Source organism: Streptomyces fulvorobeus (assembly GCF_013167895.1).
Classification (GTDB): domain Bacteria; phylum Actinomycetota; class Actinomycetes; order Streptomycetales; family Streptomycetaceae; genus Streptomyces; species Streptomyces fulvorobeus.
Genome location: NZ_BLWC01000001.1, coordinates 1,747,800 through 1,767,917, shown reverse-complemented (window position 1 = coordinate 1,767,917; position 20,118 = coordinate 1,747,800). Strand labels below are relative to the sequence as shown.

The 20,118-nt window shown below is 72.4% G+C and carries 16 protein-coding genes and 5 pseudogenes; 8 read left to right on the top strand and 13 right to left on the bottom strand.

Features of this window, described 5'->3' with window-relative positions:
* Positions 1-29 precede the first annotated feature (29 nt).
* Positions 30-1,049, bottom strand: coding sequence for a zinc-dependent alcohol dehydrogenase (locus Sfulv_RS08000; RefSeq protein WP_173313035.1), 1,020 nt, complete (start codon positions 1,047-1,049; stop codon positions 30-32).
* Positions 1,046-2,199 (bottom strand): annotated as a pseudogene (locus Sfulv_RS07995) (mandelate racemase/muconate lactonizing enzyme family protein). The gene Sfulv_RS08000 and the pseudogene Sfulv_RS07995 overlap by 4 nt, the downstream one beginning before the upstream one ends.
* 111 nt (positions 2,200-2,310) lie before the next feature.
* Between Sfulv_RS07995 and Sfulv_RS07990 the strand changes: the two are divergent.
* Positions 2,311-3,102: an EI24 domain-containing protein gene (locus Sfulv_RS07990; RefSeq protein ID WP_173313034.1), complete on the top strand. Its 792-nt coding sequence runs from the start codon at positions 2,311-2,313 to the stop codon at positions 3,100-3,102.
* Positions 3,103-3,115: 13 nt separating this feature from the next.
* Positions 3,116-3,724, top strand: coding sequence for a LysE family transporter (locus Sfulv_RS07985; RefSeq protein ID WP_173313033.1), 609 nt, complete (start codon positions 3,116-3,118; stop codon positions 3,722-3,724).
* Here Sfulv_RS07985 and Sfulv_RS07980 read toward each other — a convergent pair.
* Positions 3,702-4,304: a TetR/AcrR family transcriptional regulator gene (locus tag Sfulv_RS07980; RefSeq protein ID WP_173313032.1), complete on the bottom strand. Its 603-nt coding sequence runs from the start codon at positions 4,302-4,304 to the stop codon at positions 3,702-3,704. The two genes, Sfulv_RS07985 and Sfulv_RS07980, sit on opposite strands and share 23 nt — an antisense overlap.
* A gap of 177 nt (positions 4,305-4,481) precedes the next feature.
* Here Sfulv_RS07980 and Sfulv_RS07975 point away from each other — a divergent pair, with 177 nt between their 5' ends.
* Entirely contained in the window at positions 4,482-6,956 is a 2,475-nt protein-coding gene (locus Sfulv_RS07975) for a glycoside hydrolase family 3 protein (protein WP_173313031.1), read from the top strand.
* A 58-nt stretch (positions 6,957-7,014) separates the two neighbouring features.
* Here Sfulv_RS07975 and Sfulv_RS07970 read toward each other — a convergent pair.
* Positions 7,015-8,036 (bottom strand): annotated as a pseudogene (locus tag Sfulv_RS07970) (aldose epimerase family protein).
* Between the two features lie 10 nt (positions 8,037-8,046).
* A pseudogene (locus tag Sfulv_RS07965) lies at positions 8,047-8,963 on the bottom strand (SGNH/GDSL hydrolase family protein).
* Positions 8,964-9,355: 392 nt separating this feature from the next.
* Between Sfulv_RS07965 and Sfulv_RS07960 the strand changes: the two are divergent.
* Positions 9,356-9,850 (top strand): DUF3145 domain-containing protein, encoded by a 495-nt coding sequence (locus tag Sfulv_RS07960; RefSeq protein WP_173313030.1) that lies wholly within the window; start codon positions 9,356-9,358, stop codon positions 9,848-9,850.
* A gap of 132 nt (positions 9,851-9,982) precedes the next feature.
* Here the strand turns inward: Sfulv_RS07960 and fabF are convergent, their stop codons facing one another.
* The 5 genes and pseudogenes from fabF to Sfulv_RS07935 form a co-directional block, all read right to left on the bottom strand.
* On the bottom strand, positions 9,983-11,245 hold the full coding sequence (gene fabF / locus Sfulv_RS07955) for a beta-ketoacyl-ACP synthase II (RefSeq protein ID WP_173313029.1): 1,263 nt from the start codon (positions 11,243-11,245) through the stop codon (positions 9,983-9,985).
* Positions 11,246-11,324: 79 nt separating this feature from the next.
* Complete coding sequence (locus Sfulv_RS07950) at positions 11,325-11,573, bottom strand: acyl carrier protein (protein ID WP_173313028.1); 249 nt, start codon at positions 11,571-11,573, stop codon at positions 11,325-11,327.
* Between the two features lie 61 nt (positions 11,574-11,634).
* Complete coding sequence (locus tag Sfulv_RS07945; protein WP_173313027.1) at positions 11,635-12,636, bottom strand: ketoacyl-ACP synthase III; 1,002 nt, start codon at positions 12,634-12,636, stop codon at positions 11,635-11,637.
* A gap of 13 nt (positions 12,637-12,649) precedes the next feature.
* Positions 12,650-13,588: an ACP S-malonyltransferase gene (locus Sfulv_RS07940; protein WP_173313026.1), complete on the bottom strand. Its 939-nt coding sequence runs from the start codon at positions 13,586-13,588 to the stop codon at positions 12,650-12,652.
* Positions 13,589-13,677: 89 nt separating this feature from the next.
* Positions 13,678-14,876, bottom strand: a pseudogene (locus Sfulv_RS07935) (PucR family transcriptional regulator).
* A gap of 71 nt (positions 14,877-14,947) precedes the next feature.
* Here Sfulv_RS07935 and Sfulv_RS07930 point away from each other — a divergent pair.
* Positions 14,948-15,616, top strand: a complete 669-nt coding sequence (locus Sfulv_RS07930; RefSeq protein WP_173317674.1) for a pirin family protein — start codon at positions 14,948-14,950, stop codon at positions 15,614-15,616.
* Positions 15,617-15,628: 12 nt separating this feature from the next.
* On the opposite strand, the gene Sfulv_RS07925 is transcribed toward Sfulv_RS07930, so the two are convergent.
* On the bottom strand, positions 15,629-16,447 hold the full coding sequence (locus tag Sfulv_RS07925) for a serine hydrolase domain-containing protein (RefSeq protein ID WP_173313025.1): 819 nt from the start codon (positions 16,445-16,447) through the stop codon (positions 15,629-15,631).
* A 76-nt stretch (positions 16,448-16,523) separates the two neighbouring features.
* Between Sfulv_RS07925 and Sfulv_RS07920 the strand changes: the two genes are divergently transcribed.
* Complete coding sequence (locus tag Sfulv_RS07920) at positions 16,524-16,985, top strand: MerR family transcriptional regulator (protein ID WP_173317672.1); 462 nt, start codon at positions 16,524-16,526, stop codon at positions 16,983-16,985.
* Positions 16,985-18,001, top strand: a complete 1,017-nt coding sequence (locus Sfulv_RS07915) for an aldo/keto reductase (protein WP_173313024.1) — start codon at positions 16,985-16,987, stop codon at positions 17,999-18,001. The genes Sfulv_RS07920 and Sfulv_RS07915 overlap by 1 nt, the downstream gene beginning before the upstream one ends.
* 7 nt (positions 18,002-18,008) lie before the next feature.
* Here Sfulv_RS07915 and Sfulv_RS07910 read toward each other — a convergent pair whose 3' ends face one another.
* Positions 18,009-19,031 (bottom strand): DUF4429 domain-containing protein, encoded by a 1,023-nt coding sequence (locus Sfulv_RS07910; protein WP_371874645.1) that lies wholly within the window; start codon positions 19,029-19,031, stop codon positions 18,009-18,011.
* An 84-nt stretch (positions 19,032-19,115) separates the two neighbouring features.
* Positions 19,116-19,435, bottom strand: a pseudogene (locus Sfulv_RS07905) (hypothetical protein); the annotation flags it as partial.
* Between the two features lie 265 nt (positions 19,436-19,700).
* On the opposite strand from Sfulv_RS07905, the gene Sfulv_RS07900 reads away from it, so the two are divergent.
* The gene (locus Sfulv_RS07900; RefSeq protein WP_173313023.1) at positions 19,701-20,063 is read left to right on the top strand and encodes a peptidase inhibitor family I36 protein; all 363 of its coding nucleotides are present in this window, start codon (positions 19,701-19,703) and stop codon (positions 20,061-20,063) included.
* The last annotated feature ends 55 nt before the right edge of the window (positions 20,064-20,118 follow it).

Sequence of the window (20,118 nt, the reverse complement as noted above, 5' to 3'; positions counted from 1 at the left end):
GTACCGGCGTACGGATCAGGGCGGAGCCGTCACGGACGCAGCAGCACCTTGCCGGTCGCCGGGTCCCCGGCGCCGACGAGCGCCACGGCCTGCGCGAACCGCTCCAGCGGGAACTCGTGGGTGATCAGCGGCGCCGGGTCCAGGAGCCCGGCGGTGAACGCCCGCACCGCGTAGGACCAGGCCGCCGACGGCGCCCCGAACACGCTGCGCACCGTCAGCTGGCTCAGCGACAGATGCACCGGGTCGATCCCCACCGCCCCCGGTGCGAACATTCCGGTGAGCAGCACGCGCCCGCCGCGCCGGGCCAGCAGACAGGCGTCGGCGGCGGTGGTCGGCGCGCCCGCGGTCTCCACGACCAGGTCGTAGCGGCCCCGCACCTCCCCCGCCCGCTCCGGGGTACGCGAGTCACCCGCCCCGAAATCCAGCGCCAGGGCGGCCCGGTCCTGCCGCGGGTCGATCACGGTGAGCTCGCCGGGGGACACGGCGGCCAGCAGCTGCACGGCGAGCAGCCCCAGGGTGCCCGCGCCCACCACCGCGACGCGCTCACCCGGCTCGGGCGCCCCGGCCCGTACCGCCGCGGCGACCACGGCGGCCGGCTCCAGCAGGGCGGCGGCCCGCAGATCGGCGTCGTCGGCCAGCAGGTGCAGCAGCCGCGCCGGGACCACGACGTGGTCGGCGAAGGCGCCGGGCCGGGTGAAGCCCGTCTCGTCGTATCCGGCCGTGCACAGCGAGGTCTCCCCGCAGCGGCACCGCTCGCACCGCCCGCAGGCCCGGAACCCCTCCGCCACCGTCCGCCGGCCGGTCAGCGCCGGGTCGACGCCCGGGCCCACCGCGTCGACGGTGCCGGACCACTCGTGGCCGGGCACCACCGGATAGCGGACGTAGGCGGCGTCGCGCCGGCCGTCGAGGAGCTCGCGGTCGCTCATGCAGATCCCGGCCGCGGCGACCCGCACCCTGACCTCGCCCGGCCCCGGCTCGGGCGGGGGCCCCGTGGTGAGCCGGTGCTGCCCCGGCCGGTCGACGACCAGTGAGCGGGAGAGGGCACTCACTTGGGCTGCCTCTTCTCCCAGCCCTCGGCCCACAGGTCGAAGCGGGCCTGCTGCTGGGGAACTCGGCGGCGGCGTCCACGTCGAGCTCCACCCCGAGCCCGGGGGCGTGCGACAGCTCGAAGCAGCCGGTGGCGGGATCGACCTGCGGGGCGCCCTTCACGACCTTCTTGATGTCGGCGTCCGCGAAGTCGTTGAAGTGTTCCAGGATCTTGAAGTTGGGTGTGCAGCCCGCCAGCTGGAGGCTGGCCGCGGTCAGTACGGAGCCGCCCACGTTGTGCGGGGCGACCAGCGTGTAGTGGGTCTCGGCGGTCGCGGCGAGCTTGCGGGCCTCCAGGATGCCGCCGATGTGGCCGAGGTCCGGCTGGATGATGTCGGCGGCCTGCGACTCGAAGAGCTCACGGAACTCGATCCGGTCGTGGATGCGCTCGCCGGTGGCGATCGGCAGATCGACCTTGTCGGCGACCTTGCTCAGCGCCTTGAGGTTCTCCGGCGGCACCGGCTCCTCCAGCCACGCGGGCCGGAACGGCGCCATCTCGTGGGCGATCCGCACGGCGGTCGACGGGCTGAACCGGCCGTGCATCTCCAGCATCAGCTCGGTGTCCGGGCCGATGGCGTCCCGCACGGCCTCGATGAGGGACACCGCGTACCGGGTCTCCTCCTGGCCGAGCTCGAAGTGGCCGGTGCCGAACGGGTCGATCTTCAGCGCGCGGTAGCCGCGCTCGACGACCGCCCGAGCGGCCTCGTGGTACGCCTGCGGTGTCCGCTCGGTGGTGTACCAGCCGTTCGCGTACGCCTTGACCCGGTCGGTGACCTTCCCGCCGAGCAGCTGCCAGACGGGGACGCCCAGCGCCTTGCCCTTGATGTCCCAGCAGGCCATCTCGACGACCGCGATGCCGGACATGACGATCTCCCCGGCCCGCCCGTAGTCGCCGTACTTCATGCGGCGTACGAGGTCCTCCACCGCGAACGGGTCGGAGCCGGTGACGTGGTTCGCCGCCGCCTCGTGCAGGTATCCGACCAGCGCGTCCGTACGTCCGAGCATCCGGGTCTCCCCGACGCCGGTGAGGCCCTCGTCGGTGTGGACCTGGACATAGGTGAGGTTGCGCCATGGTGTGCCGACGACATGCGTGCTGATTCCGGTGATACGCACGGAAGACGCCTCTCCGTTGTTCGATATTTCGTCACTCGTTCGAAATGCTGGCGTGACCGTAATGACGGGCCAGGGCACGTGTCAATGGTTCGCACAAGTACGCTGACCCGCATGAGCGATCTCGGGGCGGGCTTCGGCTATCTGATGAAGGGTCAGCGCTGGGCCTTCGGGCACGGCCGCTGGCTGGCTTTCGGGCTGCTGCCCGGGCTGATCACCCTGGTGGTCTACGCGGGCGCGCTGATCGGACTCGGTCACGGCGCCGACGACTTCGTCGGCTGGGCGACCCCCTTCGCCGACGACTGGTCCTCGCCCTGGCTGGGCCTGCTGCGCAACACCCTCGTCGTGCTGGTCTACGTCCTCGGCCTGTTCCTCGCCGTGATCACCTTCACCGCGGTGACGCTCCTGGTCGGCCAGCCGTTCTACGAGTCGCTCTCCGAGGAGGTCGACCGCAGCGAGGGTGGTGAGGTCCCCGGGTCGGGGCTGCCGCTCTGGCGCGAACTGTGGATCTCCGCCCGCGACTCGGTCCGTGTCCTGCTGCGCGTCGCGCTGTACGGGGTGCTGCTGTTCGCCCTCGGTTTCGTCCCGGTCATCGGGCAGACGGTGGTACCCGCGCTCGGCTTCTGTCTCTCGGGCTACTTCCTCGCCCAGGAGCTGACCTCGGTCGCCCTCCAGCGCCGGGGCATGGTCCTGGCCGACCGGCTCACCCTGCTGCGCGGGCGGCGCCTGCTGGTCCTCGGCTTCGGCGTCCCGCTCACGCTCTCCTTCCTCGTCCCGTTCGTCGCGGTGTTCCTGATGCCGGGCGCCGTCGCGGGAGCCACGCTGCTGGTCCGCGATCTGGTGGGCGCTCCCCGGGGCGAGGACGGCGCCGCCGCCCGGACCCCGTACACCCTCCGGAAGAACTGAGGTCCCCGTCCCGATGGCCGAGGTACTCGCCGTCGCCGTCATCACCGTGCTCGCGGTGATCAGTCCCGGCGCCGACTTCGCGATGGTCGTACGCAACAGCTGTCTCTACGGGCGGGCCACCGGCCTCCTGGCCGCCACCGGGGTCGCGGCGGGTGTCCTGGTCCACGTCACGTACACGATGCTCGGCGTCGGCCTCCTGATCGCGTCCTCCACCGCGCTGTTCACGGCGCTCAAGCTGGCGGGAGCGGCCTACCTCGTCTACGTCGGGGTACGCACGTTCCTCGCCCGCGACGACCTCTCCGTGGACCTGGCGTCGAAGTCCGGGCTCAGCCCGTTCGGCGCGCTGCGCACCGGGTTCCTCACCAACGCGCTGAACCCCAAGACGACGGTCTTCGTCGTCGCGACCTTCACCCAGGTCGTGGGCCCGCAGACGGCGCTCTGGCAGCAAGCGGGCTACGGCCTGTTCATGTCCGTGGCGCACCTCGGCTGGTTCGGCCTGGTGGCGGTCTTCTTCTCGCACTCGCATCTGCGGACCGTGCTGCTGCGCAGGCAGAAGGTCCTCAACCGGACCATCGGCTCCGTGCTCGTCGGCCTCGGCGTCACCCTGGGGATGGCCCGCTGACGTCCGGTCCCGTCCGGTCGCGCAGCAGCCGCAGGAAGTCCCGGAAGGACCCCGGCATGTCGACCGTGCCGGGGTCCAGGAGCCACTGGTACTGCAAGCCGTCCATCACCGCCACCATCAGCGTGGCCGCCCGCTCCGGCGTCAGCCCGCCCGGCAGCTCCTCGCCGTGCTCCGCCCGGAGTGAGGCGGCCATGTCCGCGCGGACCTGGCTGTAGCGCAGGCTGAAGAACTCCCGTGCCGGATGCTCCTCCGTCACGCTCTCGCCGAGCAGGGCCGAGAAGGTCTGGACGATGGCGGGGCGCATGGCGTTGTACTCCACGAGCGAGCCCAGCAGTTCCAGCGGCCACGGGCCCTCGCCCCGGCTTCCGCCGCCACCCGTGTCCCACCGGTCGCGGTCCTCCAGGACGGCGACGAGCAGCGCCTCCTTGGTCGGGTAGTAGTGCAGGAGCCCCTGCTGGCTGAGTCCCACCCGCTCGGCCACCGCGCCCAGCGTGGCCCCGCGGTAGCCGCGCTCGGCGATGACTTCGAGGGTGGCGCGGAGGATCTCCGTGCGCCGCTCCTCGCTCCTGGCCCGTGCCATCGCCGGTCCCCTCCCTGCGTCGGCCCCTGTCCGCTGTCAGCAGGACCGTACGGCATCCAGGGGGCGACGCGGCCTCGCCAGATAACGGATCGGTAACCAAAACTACCGGCCTACCCGTACCGACGCCACTATGGAGACCTTCGCAATGGAGCAGTAACTCGACGAGGAGGTACGGCCGTGGCAGACGCGTCCACAACCAGCACGCCCGAAGCGGTCCGCGCGGCCGCGGTGGAAGCGGCGCTCGCCGCGCTCGGCCTCGACGACAAGGCGCGGCTCCTGGCCGGCCAGGACATGTGGTCGCTGCCCGCGCTGCCCGCCGTCGGGCTGCGGTCGCTCGTGATGTCCGACGGCCCGATCGGCGTCCGAGGCGTCCGCTGGAGCGCCGACGACCCCTCGGTGGCCCTGCCGTCGCCCACCGCGCTCGCCGCGACCTGGGACCCGGACCTCGCCCGCGGGGCCGGCCGGCTGCTCGCCCAGGAGGCCCGCCGCAAGGGCGTCCACGTCCTCCTCGCCCCGACCGTGAACCTGCACAGGTCCCCGCTCGGCGGCCGGCACTTCGAGGCGTACAGCGAGGACCCCTACCTCACCGGCGAGATCGGCACCGGATACGTGCGCGGCGTGCAGGAGGGCGGCGTCGGCACCACCGTCAAGCACTTCGTGGCCAACGACGCCGAGACCGACCGCTTCACCGTGGACAACATCGTCGCCCCGCGCGCCCTGCGTGAGCTCTACCTCGCCCCGTTCGAACGGATCGTCAGGAACGCCCGCCCCTGGGGCATCATGGCCGCCTACAACCAGGTCAACGGCTGCACCATGACCGAGCACCACTACCTCCAGAACGCGGTGCTGCGCGGCGAGTGGGGCTTCGACGGCTTCGTCGTCTCCGACTGGCTGGCCGCCCGCTCCACCGTCGGCGCCATCACCGGCGGCCTCGACGTGGCGATGCCCGGACCGAGGACGGTGTACGGGGACGGGCTCGCCGCCGCGGTCCGGGCCGGGCAGGTCGACGAAGCGGTGGTCGACGGCGCCGTACGCAACGTCCTGCTGCTCGCCGCCCGCGTCGGCGTCCTCGCCGGCGCCCCGCCTGTCGTCGACCCGGCCGACCACCCCGCGGGCATCGACGGCGAGGCACTGGCCCGCGAGATCGCCCGCCGCTCCTTCGTCCTCCTGCGCAACGAGGGCGACACGCTCCCCATCGCCCCCGAGGCGGCCGGCACGGTCGCGCTCATCGGCGCCCTGGCCCGCGACGCCCGCGTCCTGGGCGGCGGATCGGCCCAGGTATTCCCCGCCCACATCGTCTCCCCGCTCGCCGGCCTCACCGCCGCGCTCCCCGAGGGCGTCGTCGACTACCGGGTGGGCGCCGACCCGAACGACCGGCTCGCCCCCGCCGAGCAGGGCTTCGAGCTGGGGGCCGTCTGCTACGACCCGTCCGGCGCCGTCCTCGGCACGGCCCCTCTGCGCAGCGGCTCCGTGCAGTGGGCGGGCGCCGACGTGCCGGACGGCGTCACCCTCGACACGCTCCACAGCGTGGAGATGACCGGCACGTTCGTCCCGCGCGAGAGCGGCGAGCACCTGTTCGGCACCCGGGGCACCGGCGCCCTCACCCTGAGGATCGGCGGAGAGACCCTGTTCGACGGGGTGCACCGGGTCACCGGCTCCGACGACCCGGGCGAGGCGTTCTGGGGCAACCCCGTGGAGCGCGGCCGGGTCGTCCTCACCGAGGGGGTCCCCGTCGAGGTCTTCCTCCGTCAGGTACCCGACACCCTCGGCGCCGACGCACCGATCCCCGGGGTCTCCTTCTCGCTCGTCCACCTCGGTCCGCGCCGCGACCCCGCCGAACTGATCGCCGAAGCCGTCGAGGCGGCCCGCGCGGCCGACACCGCCGTCGTGGTCGTCGGCACCACCGAACACGTCGAGTCCGAGGGGTTCGACCGTACGGACCTGGCGCTCCCCGGCCACCAGGACGACCTGGTGCGGGCGGTGGCCGCCGTCAATCCGAGGACCGTCGTCGTCGTCAACTCCGGCTCCCCGGTCGAGCTCCCGTGGCGTGACGACGTCGCCGCCGTCCTGCTCAGCTGGTTCCCGGGCCAGGAGGCGGGGCACGCGCTCGCCGACGTCCTGCTCGGCGTGGACGGCGCCGAACCGGGCGGCAGGCTCCCCACCACCTGGCCGGCCGCCCTCGCCGACGCCCCGGTCACCGCCACCGCCCCCACCGGCGGCGAACTCCACTACGACGAAGGCGTCTTCATCGGCTACCGGGCCTGGGAGCGGGCCGGCACGGCCCCCGCCTACCCCTTCGGCCACGGCCTCGGCTACACCACCTGGGCCTACGAGTCCCTGCACGCCACCACGGAGTCGGCCACCGTCCGCCTGCGCAACACGGGCCCGCGCCACGGCGCCGAGACCGTCCAGCTCTATCTGGCACCGGAGACGACCGGGGGACGCCCGGCCCGCCTGCTGGCCGGCTTCGCCCGCGTCGAGGCGGCACCGGGGGAGACGGCCGAGGTCACGGTCCCGCTGGACGGGCGGGCGTACGAGATCTGGGACGAGAGCGCCTACGGCTGGCAGCGGGTTCCCGGCACCTACCAGGTGCAGGCGGCCCGTTCCGTCACCGACATCCGGCTGTCGGCGTCCGTGGACGTCAAGGAGTAGACGGCGCCGCCTCCCGTGGGCCGGGAAGTCACCGTGCCCACGGGAGGCGCCGACGCCGTCAGCGCACCGAGAAGCCGTACACGGTCGTCGAGACGAACTCCTCGCCCGGGCGCAGCACCGTGCTCGGGAACTCCGGCCGGTTCGGCGAGTCCGGGAAGTGCTGGGTCTCCAGCGCGATGCCCGCGCACGGCCCGAAGGGCCGCCCCTCGAAGTGGTCCGCGGTGTACAGCTGCACCCCCGGCTCCGTCGTACGGACCGTCAGCACCCGCCCGGAGGCGGGGAGTACAGCTCGGCGGCCACCCCGTCGTCCGTGGCCGTGTCGAGCACGTAGTTGTGGTCGTATCCCGCGCCCACCGGCTTCGGCCGCCGGAAGTCGAAGCGGGTCCCCTCCACCGCGGCGAGCTCCCCCGTGGGCAGCGAGGCGCCGTCCACCGGAGTGATCCGGCCGGCCGCGATCCGCAGCTCGTGCCCCAGCGCGCTCGAACCGTCCGCACCGGCCATGTTCCAGTACGTGTGGTTCGTCAGGTTCACCACCGTGGGGGCGTCCGTCGTCGCCCGGTACTCGATCCGCAGCGCCCCGCCGGGGTCCAGCGTGTACGTCACCGAGACCGCGAGACGCCCGGGGAAGCCTTCCTCGCCGTCCTCGGCCACCAGGGAGAGCCGCACGCCGTCCGGGACCTCCCGCGCCTCCCACACCCGCTTGTCGAAGCCGCGCGCCCCGCCGTGCACATGGTTGCGCCCCTCGTTGGGCGTGAGCCGGTGGGCCGTGCCGTCGAGGACGAAACCGGCGTCCGCGATCCGGTTCGCGTACCGCCCCACCAGCGCCCCGAAACAGGGCGCGGAGAACTCCTCGTACGCCGCGAGGTCCGGCAGCTCCAGTGCCACCGGGCCCCGGACGCCGTCCCGGTCGGGCACCTCGACCGACTGCACGATGCCGCCGTACGTCAGCACGCGCACCCGCGTACCGTCCCGCTCCAGGGTCCAGCGCCGGACGGGCGTCCCGTCGGCGAGCGCGGAGTAGTCCTGCGTGTGTATGTCCGTGTGCGATGCACCCGACGTCTCCGTCGTACCCGTCGTCATGGTCAGGACCCTACGCGGGCGGTCCCGCCGCGGTGACATTGCGGTAAGCGATCTCCGCCAGCCGGGCCTGGCCGTCACGGCCCGGGTGGAACCAGTCCCACGGGCTGAGCTGCTTGCCGGTGAACCGGTAGTCGAAGACCGCCCCGCCGTCGTACCGGCAGCGCGCGTCCTTCGCGCAGACGTCCCCGAGCACCTGGTTGTACGCGATCACCCGCTTGCGCACCGTGTCCCGCCGCGCGACGGCCGAGGCGCCCATGTCGTCCGCGTCGCCCAGCATGGACCGGCAGATCCCGAGCTCCCAGATCTGCTTGCCCAGCTCGTTGGTGCGCCCCGTCGACCACAGGCGCATCAGGTCCGGCACGCTCGACACGTACACCTGCGTCTTCGGCGCGGTGGCCCGCAGCTGCCGCATCGACGCCTCGAAGGAGGCCCGGAAGTCCGCCACCGGGGTCATGAGCCGCGTGGAGTCCCGGCAGGCGTCGTTGGCGCCGATCATCACGGTCAGCAGCTCCGGCCTGTCCTTCGCCGCCAGCGCCATCTGCTCCGGGAGCCGCGCCATCCGGGCACCGGAGACGGCGTGGTTCCAGCTGTGCGTGAGCGCCTTCGACGGACCGAGCAGCCGCACGGCGAGGCTGCGCACCGCGCTGTCCGTGCCGGTGGCCCAGGAGACCTCCGGGCAGTCGGCGAGCACCGAGCAGGCGTCGAAGCCCCGCGTGATGGAGTCTCCGACCGCGGCGAGCGAGGCGGGCGTACGGTCCCAGAGCGGGGCCGCGGCGGGGAGGCCCGGCGCGCGCCGTCCGAGGCGCGCTCCCCTGACTCCTCGGAGCCGCCGGAGCAGCCCGTGAGCGCGAGGCCCGCGGTGAGCGAGAACGCCGCCAGAGCGGCGGCGGCGGTGCGCCCGCGGCGATGTGACGAACGCTCCGGCATTCCTGGTCCCTCCGGTCGAAGCCCTTGTATATGCCGCTGGCGATGGCTCCGGCAAACCCCTGTTTCGCAGGTGGCGGGCGTGCGTGCCCTGCCGGGTGAAAGCTGGGCGCATCATGGACCCGCGACCGACGGTACGTCACCCGCCCGGCCGCCGCACGTCACCCGCCCGGCCGCCGCGCACGGTAGCTTTTCCCCGTCGGTCCAGTGGAGCCTCGCTCGCCGCGTGCATACGGGTGGCTCTTTACGTTACATCTCGTCACATATTGTTCCTTTTCAGGAGATCACCTCCCGATGCTGTTTACTGATGACGACCTCGGGAGCCGGCCGGGAAGAGGCGGTACGGGCACGAGGCCGCTGGGCAAGGCGAACTTCGTCCTACACCGGAGGTCCAGGTGACGACACGTGGAGTTCTGTACGTGCACTCCGCACCCCGCGCGCTGTGCCCGCACGTCGAATGGGCGGTGGCGGGTGTTCTCGGTCTGCGGGTCCAGCTGGACTGGACCAGACAGCCGGCGGCCCCCGGCACCTGGCGGTCCGAGTTCTCCTGGCAGGCACGACCGGGAACCGCGTCCGAGCTCGCCTCGGCGCTGCGGGGCTGGGACCTGCTGCGCTTCGAGGTGACGGCCGAGCCGTCCGCGACGGCCGAGGGCGAGCGCTACAGCTCCACGCCCGGCCTGGGCATCTTCCACGCGGTGACCGGAATGCACGGCGACATCCTGGTCCCAGAGGACCGGCTGCGGGCCGCGCTCGCCCGGTCCGTGCGCGGTGAGACGGACCTGGAGGCGGAGATCGCAAAACTGCTGGGCAAGCCGTGGGACGACGAGCTGGAGTCCTTCCGGCACGCGGGCGAGGGCGCGCCGGTGCGGTGGCTGCACCAGGTGGTGTGACCGTCCGCCGGCCACCGCCCGCCACCGCCGGGCCCGCACCCGCGCCGTCCTCGGCAGGCCCCGACCCGCGCCATCCGAAAAAGCCCGCCCTCCCCTGCCGGGAAAGCGGGCCTTCGCGTGCCGTGTGCGGGATCAGACCGTACGGAACGCCAGGACCACGTTGTGGCCGCCGAAACCGAACGAGTTGTTGATCGCGGCGATCGGCCCCTCGGGCAGCGGCCGCGGCTTGTCGCGGACGACGTCCGCCTCCACCGCCTCGTCGAGGTTCTCGACGTTGATGGTCGGCGGCGCCGTCCGGTGGTGCAGCGCGAGGACCGTGGCGACGGTCTCGATGCCGCCCGCGCCACCGAGGAGGTGGCCCGTCATCGACTTCGTCGCGGAGATCGCGACATGGTCGAGGTCGTCGCCCAGCACCTTGCGCAGGGCCTTGATCTCGGCGATGTCACCCTGCGGGGTCGACGTGGCGTGCGCGTTGAGGTGCACGATCTCGGCGGGCTTGAGGTCCGTCGAGTCGAGCAGGTTCTGCATCGCGGCGGCGATCCCGCGGCCCGTGGGCTCGGGCTGCGCGATGTGGTGCGAGTCCGCGGACAGACCCTGGCCCACCACCTCGCAGTAGACCCTGGCGCCCCGCGCGGCGGCGTGCTCAGCGGACTCCAGCACGACGACGCCCGCGCCCTCGCCGAGGACGAAGCCGTCACGGCCGGTGTCGTAGGGGCGCGAAGCCTTCTCGGGCTCGTCGTTGCTCTTGGACATCGCCATCATGTTGGCGAAGGCCGCGATCGGCAGCGGGTGGATGGCCGCCTCGGTGCCCCCGGCGACGACCACGTCGGCACGGCCGGTCCGGATCATCTCCACGGCGTACCCGATGGCCTCGGCACCCGAGGCGCAGGCGGACACCGGGGTGTGGACGCCTGCCTGGGCGTTGACCTCCAGGCCGACGTTGGCGGCCGGGCCGTTGGGCATGAGCATGGGAACGGTGTGCGGGGAGACGCGGCGTACGCCCTTCTCCTTGAGCACGTCGTACTGGTCGAGCAGGGTGGTCACGCCGCCGATGCCGGAGGCGATGACGGAACCGAGCCGCTCGGGGCGGACCGTCCCGGCCTCGCCGGCCTTGCCGGTGTAACCGGCGTCGGCCCACGCCTCACGGGCCGCGATCAGCGCGAACTGCGCCGAGCGGTCCAGCTTGCGGGCCAGCGGCCGGGGCAGGACATCGCCCGGGTCGACGGCCGCGACGGCGGCGATCCGGACGGGCAGGTCCGCGAAGCGCTCGCCGTCGAGAGGCTTGACGCCGGAACGGCCGGCCATCAGACCTTCCCAGGTCGATGCGGAGTCGCCACCCAGCGGAGTGGTTGCGCCGATACCGGTGACGACCACGGTGCGATTGGTCGGGCTCACTGGAAAATCTTCTCCACGTGTAGAGGGTCGTGAATCAGCGGCGCCACCGCCGGGTGGCGACACACGAACCGGGGCTGGATCAGCCCTGGTTCTTCAGGATGTACTCGGCGGCGTCGCCGACGGTCTTGAGGTTCTTGACGTCGTCGTCCGGGATCTTGACGTCGAAGCGCTCTTCGGCGGCGACGACGACCTCGACCATGGACAGCGAGTCGACGTCCAGGTCGTCGGTGAAGGACTTGTCCAGCTGGACGTCCTCGACCGGGATACCGGCGATCTCGTTGACGATCTCGGCGAGACCGGTGACGATCTCTTCCTTGGTGGCGGCCATGTGGCGCTCCTTCGGTGGTTTCTTCAGGGTTGGGGCGTACGGACCGGAAGGTCCGGTGTGACTAGGGGAGGGTAACGACCGTCGCGGCGTAGACGAGACCCGCCCCGAAGCCGATGACGAGCGCGGTGTCGCCGCTCTTCGCCTGACCGGTCGCCAGGAGCCGCTCCATAGCGAGCGGGATCGAGGCGGCGGACGTGTTGCCGGTGGTCTCCACGTCACGGGCGACCGTGACGTGCTCCGGCAGCTTCAGGGTCTTCACCATCGAGTCGATGATCCGCATGTTGGCCTGGTGCGGAATGAAGACGTCCAGGTCGGCCGCGGTGATCCCGGCCGCCTCCAGCGCCTGCTGGGCGATCTTCGCCATCTCGAAGACGGCCCAGCGGAAGACCGCCTGGCCCTCCTGCGTGATGGCGGGGAACTTCGCCGGGCGCTCGGTGTGGAACTCGTCCCACGGCACGGTCTGCTTGATCGTGTCGGACTTGTCGCCCTCGGAGCCCCAGACGGTCGGGCCCATGGCCGGTTCGTTGGAGGGGCCGACGACGACCGCGCCCGCGCCGTCGCCGAACAGGAAGGCCGTCGCGCGGTCCTCCAGGTCGGTGAGGTCGCTCAGCCGCTCGACGCCGATGACGAGCACGTACTCCGCCGAGCCCTCGACGATCATGCCCTTGGCCAGCGTCAGGCCGTAGCCGAAGCCCGCGCAGCCGGCGGAGATGTCGAAGGCGGCGGGCTTGCCCGCGCCGATCTTGTGGGCGATCTCGGTCGCGACGGCCGGGGTCTGCTTGAAGTGCGAGACGGTGGAGACGATGACCCCGCCGATCTGCTCGGGCCTGACCCCCGCGTCGGCGATCGCCTTGCCCGCCGCCTCCACGGACATCGCGGACACGGTCTCCTCGTCGGAGGCCCAGTGCCGGGTGGCGATGCCGGAGCGCGAACGAATCCACTCGTCGGACGAGTCGATCGTTTCGAGGATCACCTCGTTCGGCACGACACGGGTGGGGCGGTAGCCGCCGACACCCATGATGCGCGCGTACGGGGCGCCCTTGCTGGGCCTGATCTTCGACATGCTCTGGGGCTCCTTAGGCGTCGTCCGCCGCGGAAGCGGCGGGTGTCCGGGCCTCAGCGATGAGCGCGCGCGCCGCGTCGAGGTCGTCGGGGGTCTTGAGCGCGAGGGTCCTCACACCGGGCAGCGCACGCTTGGCGAGGCCGGTGAGCGTACCGCCGGGGCAGACCTCGATCAGCGCCGTGACGCCCAGCCGCCGGAACGTTTCCATGCACAGGTCCCAGCGGACCGGGTTGGCGACCTGGCCGACCAGCCGGGCGATGATCTCGCTGCCGGTGGCGACAGTCTTGCCGTCCGCGTTCGACACGTACGTCACGGCGGGGTCGGCGACGGTCAGGTCCACGGCGGCCACCCGCAGCTTCTCCACGGCCGGAGCCATGTGGTGCGTGTGGAACGCGCCCGCCACCTTGAGCGGCACGACCCGGCGTACGCCCTCGGGCTTCTCCTCGACCAGCGCGGCGATCTGCGCGGCGGTGCCCGCGGCGACGATCTGGCCGCCTCCGTTGACGTTGGCCGCGGTCAGCCCCAGCTTCTCCAGGTGCGGGACCGTCACGGCCGGGTCGCCGCCGAGCAGCGCGGCCATGCCGGTCTCGGTGACCGCGGCGGCCTCGGCCATGCCGAGCCCCCGGGTGCGTACGAGACGGAGCGCGGCCTCGTCGCCGATGACGCCGGCGAGAGCGGCGGCGGTGATCTCACCGACGCTGTGGCCCGCGACGACATCGGGCGAGGCGCCGAGCGCGGCGGCCGACAGGAGGCCCGCGGCGACGAGCAGCGGCTGAGCCACCGCCGTGTCACGGATCTCGTCCGCGTCGGCCGTCGTGCCGTAGCGGGCAAGGTCGAGCCCGATGGCGTCGGACCAGGCCGCGATGCGGTCGGCGGCACCGGGGAGGTCGAGCCAGGGAGTCAGGAAGCCGGGCGTCTGAGCGCCTTGGCCGGGAGCGACGAGTACGAGCACTCTCACACTCTCTCTTGCGGACGGCTCTCTACGCCCGTGGGGACAAGGACGAAGAACCGTCGGGGGAATTGTTGAAGTCCGACAAAAGTCTAGGACTGAGGATCTCCGGCGGCCAGGCGCCCCAGGATCAGGGCGACCCGCAGCGTGAACGCGGACCGCACGTCGGAAGGCGACCAGCCGGTGACGTCGGTCACACGTCGCAGCCGGTAGCGCACGGTGTTGGGGTGCACGAAGAGCATCCGGGCGGCGCCTTCGAGACTGCTCGCCTGTTCCAGATACACACTCAGCGTCTCCAGGAGGGCCGATCCCGCTTCTTCGAGCGGTCTGTAGATCTCCTCCACCAGCTGGTCCCGCGCGGCGCGGTCTCCCGCCATCGCGCGCTCCGGAAGAAGGTCGTCCGAGAGTACGGGGCGCGGCGCGTCCTGCCAGGCGGAACACGCCTTGAGGCCCGCGGCCGCCGCCTGTGCGGACCTGGTGGCCGCCAGCAGGTCCGGCACCACGGGCCCGGCGACGACGGGACCGGCCGCATAGGGGCCGATCAGCGCCTTGGCGACCTTCAGGGGGTTGTCGCTGCCGCCCGCGATGACGACCAGGCGGTTGCCGAGCACCCCGGTGAGGACCTGGAGCTTCGCGTGCCGGGCGGCCCGCCGGATCGCCTCGACCGTCAGCTCGCTGTCGCCGTCGGGGCGGTGCCGAGCACCACGCAGACGTGCTCGGGCGAGCTCCACCCGAGCGCTGAGGCCCGCGACACGGCACCCTCGTCGGCCTCACCGGACAGCACCGCGTTGACGACCAGCGACTCCAGCCGGGCGTCCCACGCTCCCCGCGCCTCCGCGGCCTGCGCGTACACCTGGGCGGTCGCGAAGGCGATCTCCCGGGCGTAGACGAGCAGGGCCTCACGGAGGACCGATTCGTCCCCGGGCGCCGCGACCTCCTCGATCGCGGTCTCCATCACCTCGATCGTGGTGCGCACCATCTCGACGGTCTGGCGCAGGGTGATCGCCCGGGTCAGCTCACGCGGGGCCGTGCCGAACACGTCGGTGGAGATGGCCTGCGGGGTCTCCGGGTGCCGGAACCACTCGGTGAAGGCCGCGATACCCGCCTGGGCGACCAGGCCGATCCAGGACCGGTTCTCCGGTGGCATCGCCCGGTACCACGGCAGCGTCTCGTCCATGCGGGCGATCGCGTTCGCGGCCAGCCGGCCGGAGGACTGCTCCAGCCGCTTCAGCGTCGCGGCGTGCAGATGGGCTTTGTTCGCAGCGGGCTGCTCAGGATCGGGTCGGGGCACGGACACAAGACTGCCTTATCAGGGCATCGGAACGGAGGGGAGGGGCGCCCGGGCTCTATCGTGGGCATGTGATGGACGTACGCCGCTCCGGCGACCGCTTTCGCGGCGGGGGCCCGGCCCCGGGAGTCTCCGAGGGCATCGAGACGCTGCACGCCTTCTCCTTCGGACGTTTCCACGACCCGGAGAATCTGCGCTTCGGGCCGGTACTGGCCTGCAACGAGGAGCGCCTCGCCCCCGGCGCCGGCTTCGACGAGCATCCCCACAGCCACACCGAGATCGTCACCTTGGTGGTGGAGGGCGAGCTGACCCACCGCGACTCGGCGGGCCACGCCACCCTCGTCCGGGCCGGTGACCTCCAGCACCTCAGCGCGGCGGCCGGGGTCCGCCACGTCGAGCGCAACGACGGCGACGAGCCGCTGACCTTCCTCCAGATGTGGCTCGCGCCCCTGTCGCCGGGCGGCGAACCCTCGTACGCCGTCGTCCCCGGCATCGCCGACTCCACCCCGTACGCCCTCCCCGCCGCCGGTGCGATGCTGCACGTCCGCAGGCCGGCCGCGGGGGAGCGCACCGCCGTGCCGGACGCGGAGGGGGCGTACGTGCACATGGTGAGCGGCGGCGTACGGATCGGGGGCGAGGAGCTCGGCCCCGGCGACTCGGCGCGGATCACACGCCCGCGAGGGCTCGGCATACGCGCGTCCACACCGGCCCACCTGCTCATCTGGGAGCTCGGCGCCGTCTGACGGCCGCCCGGCTCACCGCCCCGCCAGCTCCGCGAGCACCGCGTCGGTGAACGCCGGCCACACCTCGGCGGCCCAGGGGCCGAAGTCCCGGTCGGTGAGCGCGACGCAGGCCGCCCCCGCCACCGGGTCGATCCACAGGAACGTACCGGACTGGCCGAAGTGCCCGAAGGTCGCCGGGGACGAGGAAGCCCCGGTCCAGTGCGGCTGCTTGGTGGCGCGGATCTCGAAGCCGAGCCCCCAGTCGTTGGGGTTCTGGTGGCCGTAGCCCGGCAGGACGCCCTTGAGGCCGGGGTGGACGACCGTCTGGGCGGCCAGCACCGTGCGCGGGTCCAGCAGCCGGGGCGCCTGCACCTCGGCGGCGAACCGCAGCAGGTCGTCGACGGTCGAGACGCCGTCCTTGGCGGGCGAGCCGGCCAGGACGGTCGACGTCATGCCCAGTGGTTCCAGGACGGCCTGGCGCACGTACTCGGGGAACGGGATGTCGGTCGCCTTGGCGATGTGGTCCCCGAGCACCTCGAACCCCGCGTTGGAGTAGAGGCGGCGGGTGCCGGGCGGGGCCGTCACGCGGTGCTCGTCGAAGGCGAGGCCGCTGGTGTGCGCGAGCAGGTGGCGCACGGTGGAGCCCTCGGGCCCCGCCGGTTCGTCCAGCTCGACGGCGCCCTCCTCGTACGCCACCAGCGCCGCGTACGCCACGAGGGGCTTGGTGACCGAGGCGAGCGGGAAGCGGTGCGCGAGCGGGCCGCGTGTGCCGGGTACGGCGCCGTCCGCCCGTACGACGGCTGCCGCGACGGTGGGTACGGGCCAGTTGTCGATCATCTCCAGGCTCTGCATGCCGCTGAGCCTAATGGGGAACACGTGATCGGTTGCGCTTGCTTCGAGTGCACTCGAAGGTTCTAGCGTGGAGGACATGACGGTGATGGAGAACGCTTCCGAACGGACGTCTGTCGGCGCTGCGCCCCCACCGGCGCATCCGCGGCCCGAGGGACAGGACCGCTACGCCATCAGCGAGGTCGCCGCCTTCACCGGCCTCACGGCGCACACCCTGCGGTGGTACGAGCGGATCGGGCTGATGCCGCACGTCGACCGCTCGCACACCGGCCAGCGCCGGTTCACCAACCGGGATCTGGACTGGCTGGGCTTCGTCGGCAAGCTCAGGCTGACCGGGATGCCGGTCGCCGACATGGTGAGGTACGCGGAACTGCTGCGCGAGGGCGAGCACACGTTCGAGGCCCGGCAGGAACTGCTGGAGGCGACCCGACGCGACGTACGGACGCGGATCGCGGAGCTCCAGGACACCCTCGCCGTCCTCGACTTCAAGATCGAATTCTATGCGGGTGCCCGACGGGTACCGGAAAGGCCGAGTGCCTGATGACTGACGACAGGATCACCACCGTGCGGCTCGGCGGGGACGACGGCCCGCGGGTCGGCGTGCAGGGCCTCGGCTGCATGGGGATGAGCGAGTTCTACGGCGACACCGACGAGGCAGCCGCCCGCGACACCCTGGAAGCGGCGCTGGAGGTGGGGGTCACCCTCTTCGACACGGCCGACATCTACGGGCGCGGTGCCAACGAGGAGTTCCTCGCGCCCTTCGTCGGGGCGCACCGCGACGAGATCACGCTGGCCACGAAGTACGCCATCGAGCGGACCGACGACCCGCGCCACCGGGGCGTCCGCAACGACCCGGCGTACATCCGCCAGTCCGTCGAGGCCAGCCTGCGCAGGCTGGGCACCGACGTCATCGACCTGTACTACATGCACAGGCGCGACCCGGCCGTCCCGCTGGCCGAGTCGGTGGGCGCCATGGCCGAACTGGTACGGCAGGGCAAGGTCAGGCAGCTCGGGCTGAGCGAGGTGACCGGCGCCGAACTCCGTGAGGCCCACGCCGTGCACCCGATCGCCGCCCTCCAGTCGGAGTGGTCGCTGTTCAGCCGGGACGTGGAGCGCAGTGCGGTCGGCGCGGCGGCCGAACTCGGGGTGACGCTCGTGCCGTACTCGCCGCTCGGCCGTGGCTTCCTGACCGGGGCGTTCGCGGACGCGGGCAAGGAGCTGGCGGAGGGCGACTTCCGCAGGTTCCAGCCGCGCTTCACGGGCGAGAACGCGAAGGCGAACGCGGCCCTTCTGGAGCCCGTGCACAAGATCGCGGCGGCACACGGGGCGACGGCCGCGCAGGTGGCCCTCGCCTGGGTGCAGCAGCGCGCGCAGGCGCACGGCCTGACGGTGGTGCCGATCCCGGGAACGCGGAAGCGGAGCCGCCTCCTGGAGAACGTGGCGGCGACCCGGCTGAAGCTGACCGTGGAGGAGCTGGCCCTGCTGGAGCCGATCGCCGGGCAGGTGGCGGGTGACCGCTACCCGGACATGAGCAACACGTCCGTCGCGCGCGAGTAACGGGGGCTTACGCCGAGCCTGGTCGTACCGGGGTACGGGGACAGAGGCGTACGGGGCGGAGACGTACGAGGCCACGGGGCCCGCTACAGCTCCGCGAGCAGTTGCGCCTTCTTCGCCCCGTACTCGTCATCGGTGACCAGGCCGGCCTCGTGCAGTTCCCCCAGGTACCTGATCCGCTCGGCGACGTCCGCCGGATCGCACCGCCCCCCGCCGGCCAGGCCGGCGGGGCGGCGACGGGCTGCGGATGACGGCGGCGTACGGATTCCAGGACGGCGGCGGCGAAAGGCAGCGACTCGTGCACCGGCCCGTAGCCCAGACCGAAGACGACCGCCGCCGGGTCCTGGTCCGCCTGCGCGGGACGGACGGCGGCCCGCAGGCCGTGAACGCCGGCCGGCCCGTACGGCGCACCGGGCGCGTCCACCCCGCCCGCCAGGACGGGGTCGCCCGCCCCGGTGCGCGGCACGAGCCGCAGATAGCCGTCGAACGCCTCGGGTGAACGCCATTCGACGCCACTCAGCTCCCGCACCGAGAACGTCTGGTCGCCCGCCTTCCACTTGGCGCTTGACGCACCGGTCCAGGACCACCGGAAGGAGATTCGGTCACCGTCGAAGCCGGCCCGGCCGTCGTACGCCTTGAAGCTGAGCGGGGCCTCGGGCGCCGCCACCATGAACCGGTCGGCGGGCCGCGCCGCGTCCGGCCCCAGCAGGGCGCGCAGCTCGTCCGCGTAGTACTCGGCGAGCGTCCCGCGCTCGGCCGGGAGCACCAGCCGGTACGGATCGCAGCCGTCCTTCAGCTGTCCGGCCGCAGCCTCCAGCAGTGGATCGGCACCGGGTCTCGGCACCGCGTGCAGGACCACCGTGCCCCGCTTGCCCGGGTTCAGCGTCACCGCCGACAACGCCGCGTGCGGGACGCGGCGTTCGCGCAGGCTCTGCAAGAGCTTCGGCGTGCGCATACCCCGTTCGAAGCGGATGAGCACGGAGTCGGTGTCGAACTCCCAGGTGGCATGAATTCCGGCCAGCACATCACCCATGCGCCTCATCGTATGCGGCACACGGCTCCCGCGTCCCCCTCGAAGCGATCCGCAAATCGGCTCAGATGCCGCGCTCTACGCGCGTCAGCTGCCTCGCTCGCCGGAGATCCCGCTGTGACAGGCGCCGTCACCGCTCGCGCGGCTGATCGAGTCGCAGGCGCCCACGCCGATCGCCGCGAAGTTGCTGAGGCTCTCGGTACCCGGCTCGAAAGAGCCGCTGTGTCCCCTTGCGCCCCGGGCCGACACGATCCGCGCGCCGAACTCCGGAGCGACCGGACCGACGCCGTGTCCGATGCCTGCGACCGCCAGGTACGGCACGTCCTGAATCCGCCGTCGCGGTCCCGCGACGGCGGGCCGTGCGCCGCGACCCCGCACCGCACGGAGCCGTAGCTGTGGCAGAACATCACGAACACGACCACCACGGCGAGCAGCGCGCGCCAGGCGGTGAGGGTGGGGGAGGAGCCGGGGGAGTCACTGCGCCTCACCCCAGGAGACGCGCGTCCGGGCCCGTGACAGGGGTGATGCCCGTCACCTGGCTCCGGCGCGTCCTTCACGGGCGGCGACGGAAACCCCTATCAGGGTGGCGCCGTCCCGCAGCCCTTCCCCCGGCGCCGCCCACGGGTCAGGGTGCGGACAACTGATCCGCACGACCACGGGGGACGATCCACCATGCGCACCACTGTCCTTGCGGCCGCTCTGGCCGCCACCGCACTGCTCCCGCCGACCGGCGTCCACGCCGCACCCGTCCGGCTCGGCACCTGCGACGCCGGGCAGCTCTGCCTGTGGCAGAAACCGGACTTCACCGGAGCCCGCCAGGTGCATGAACTGTCCACCGTCGACATCGAGAGCTGTGTCCCGCTCCCCGCGGGCGGCAGGGCCCAGGCGCTCGCCAACCGCACCGGGCGGCCCGTCACCACCTACCAGTCGGCCGAGTGCGCCGAGACCGGCGAGTTCGAGACCTACCCGGGCGGCGGCACCTGGGTGCCCAGGTCCTCCTACCAGGTCAGGGCCTTCAAGATCTGGGAGAGCTGAGAGCCGGCCCCGCCCCGGTACGGGAGAGGGGCGGCGCGACCTTCCGGTCCCGCCG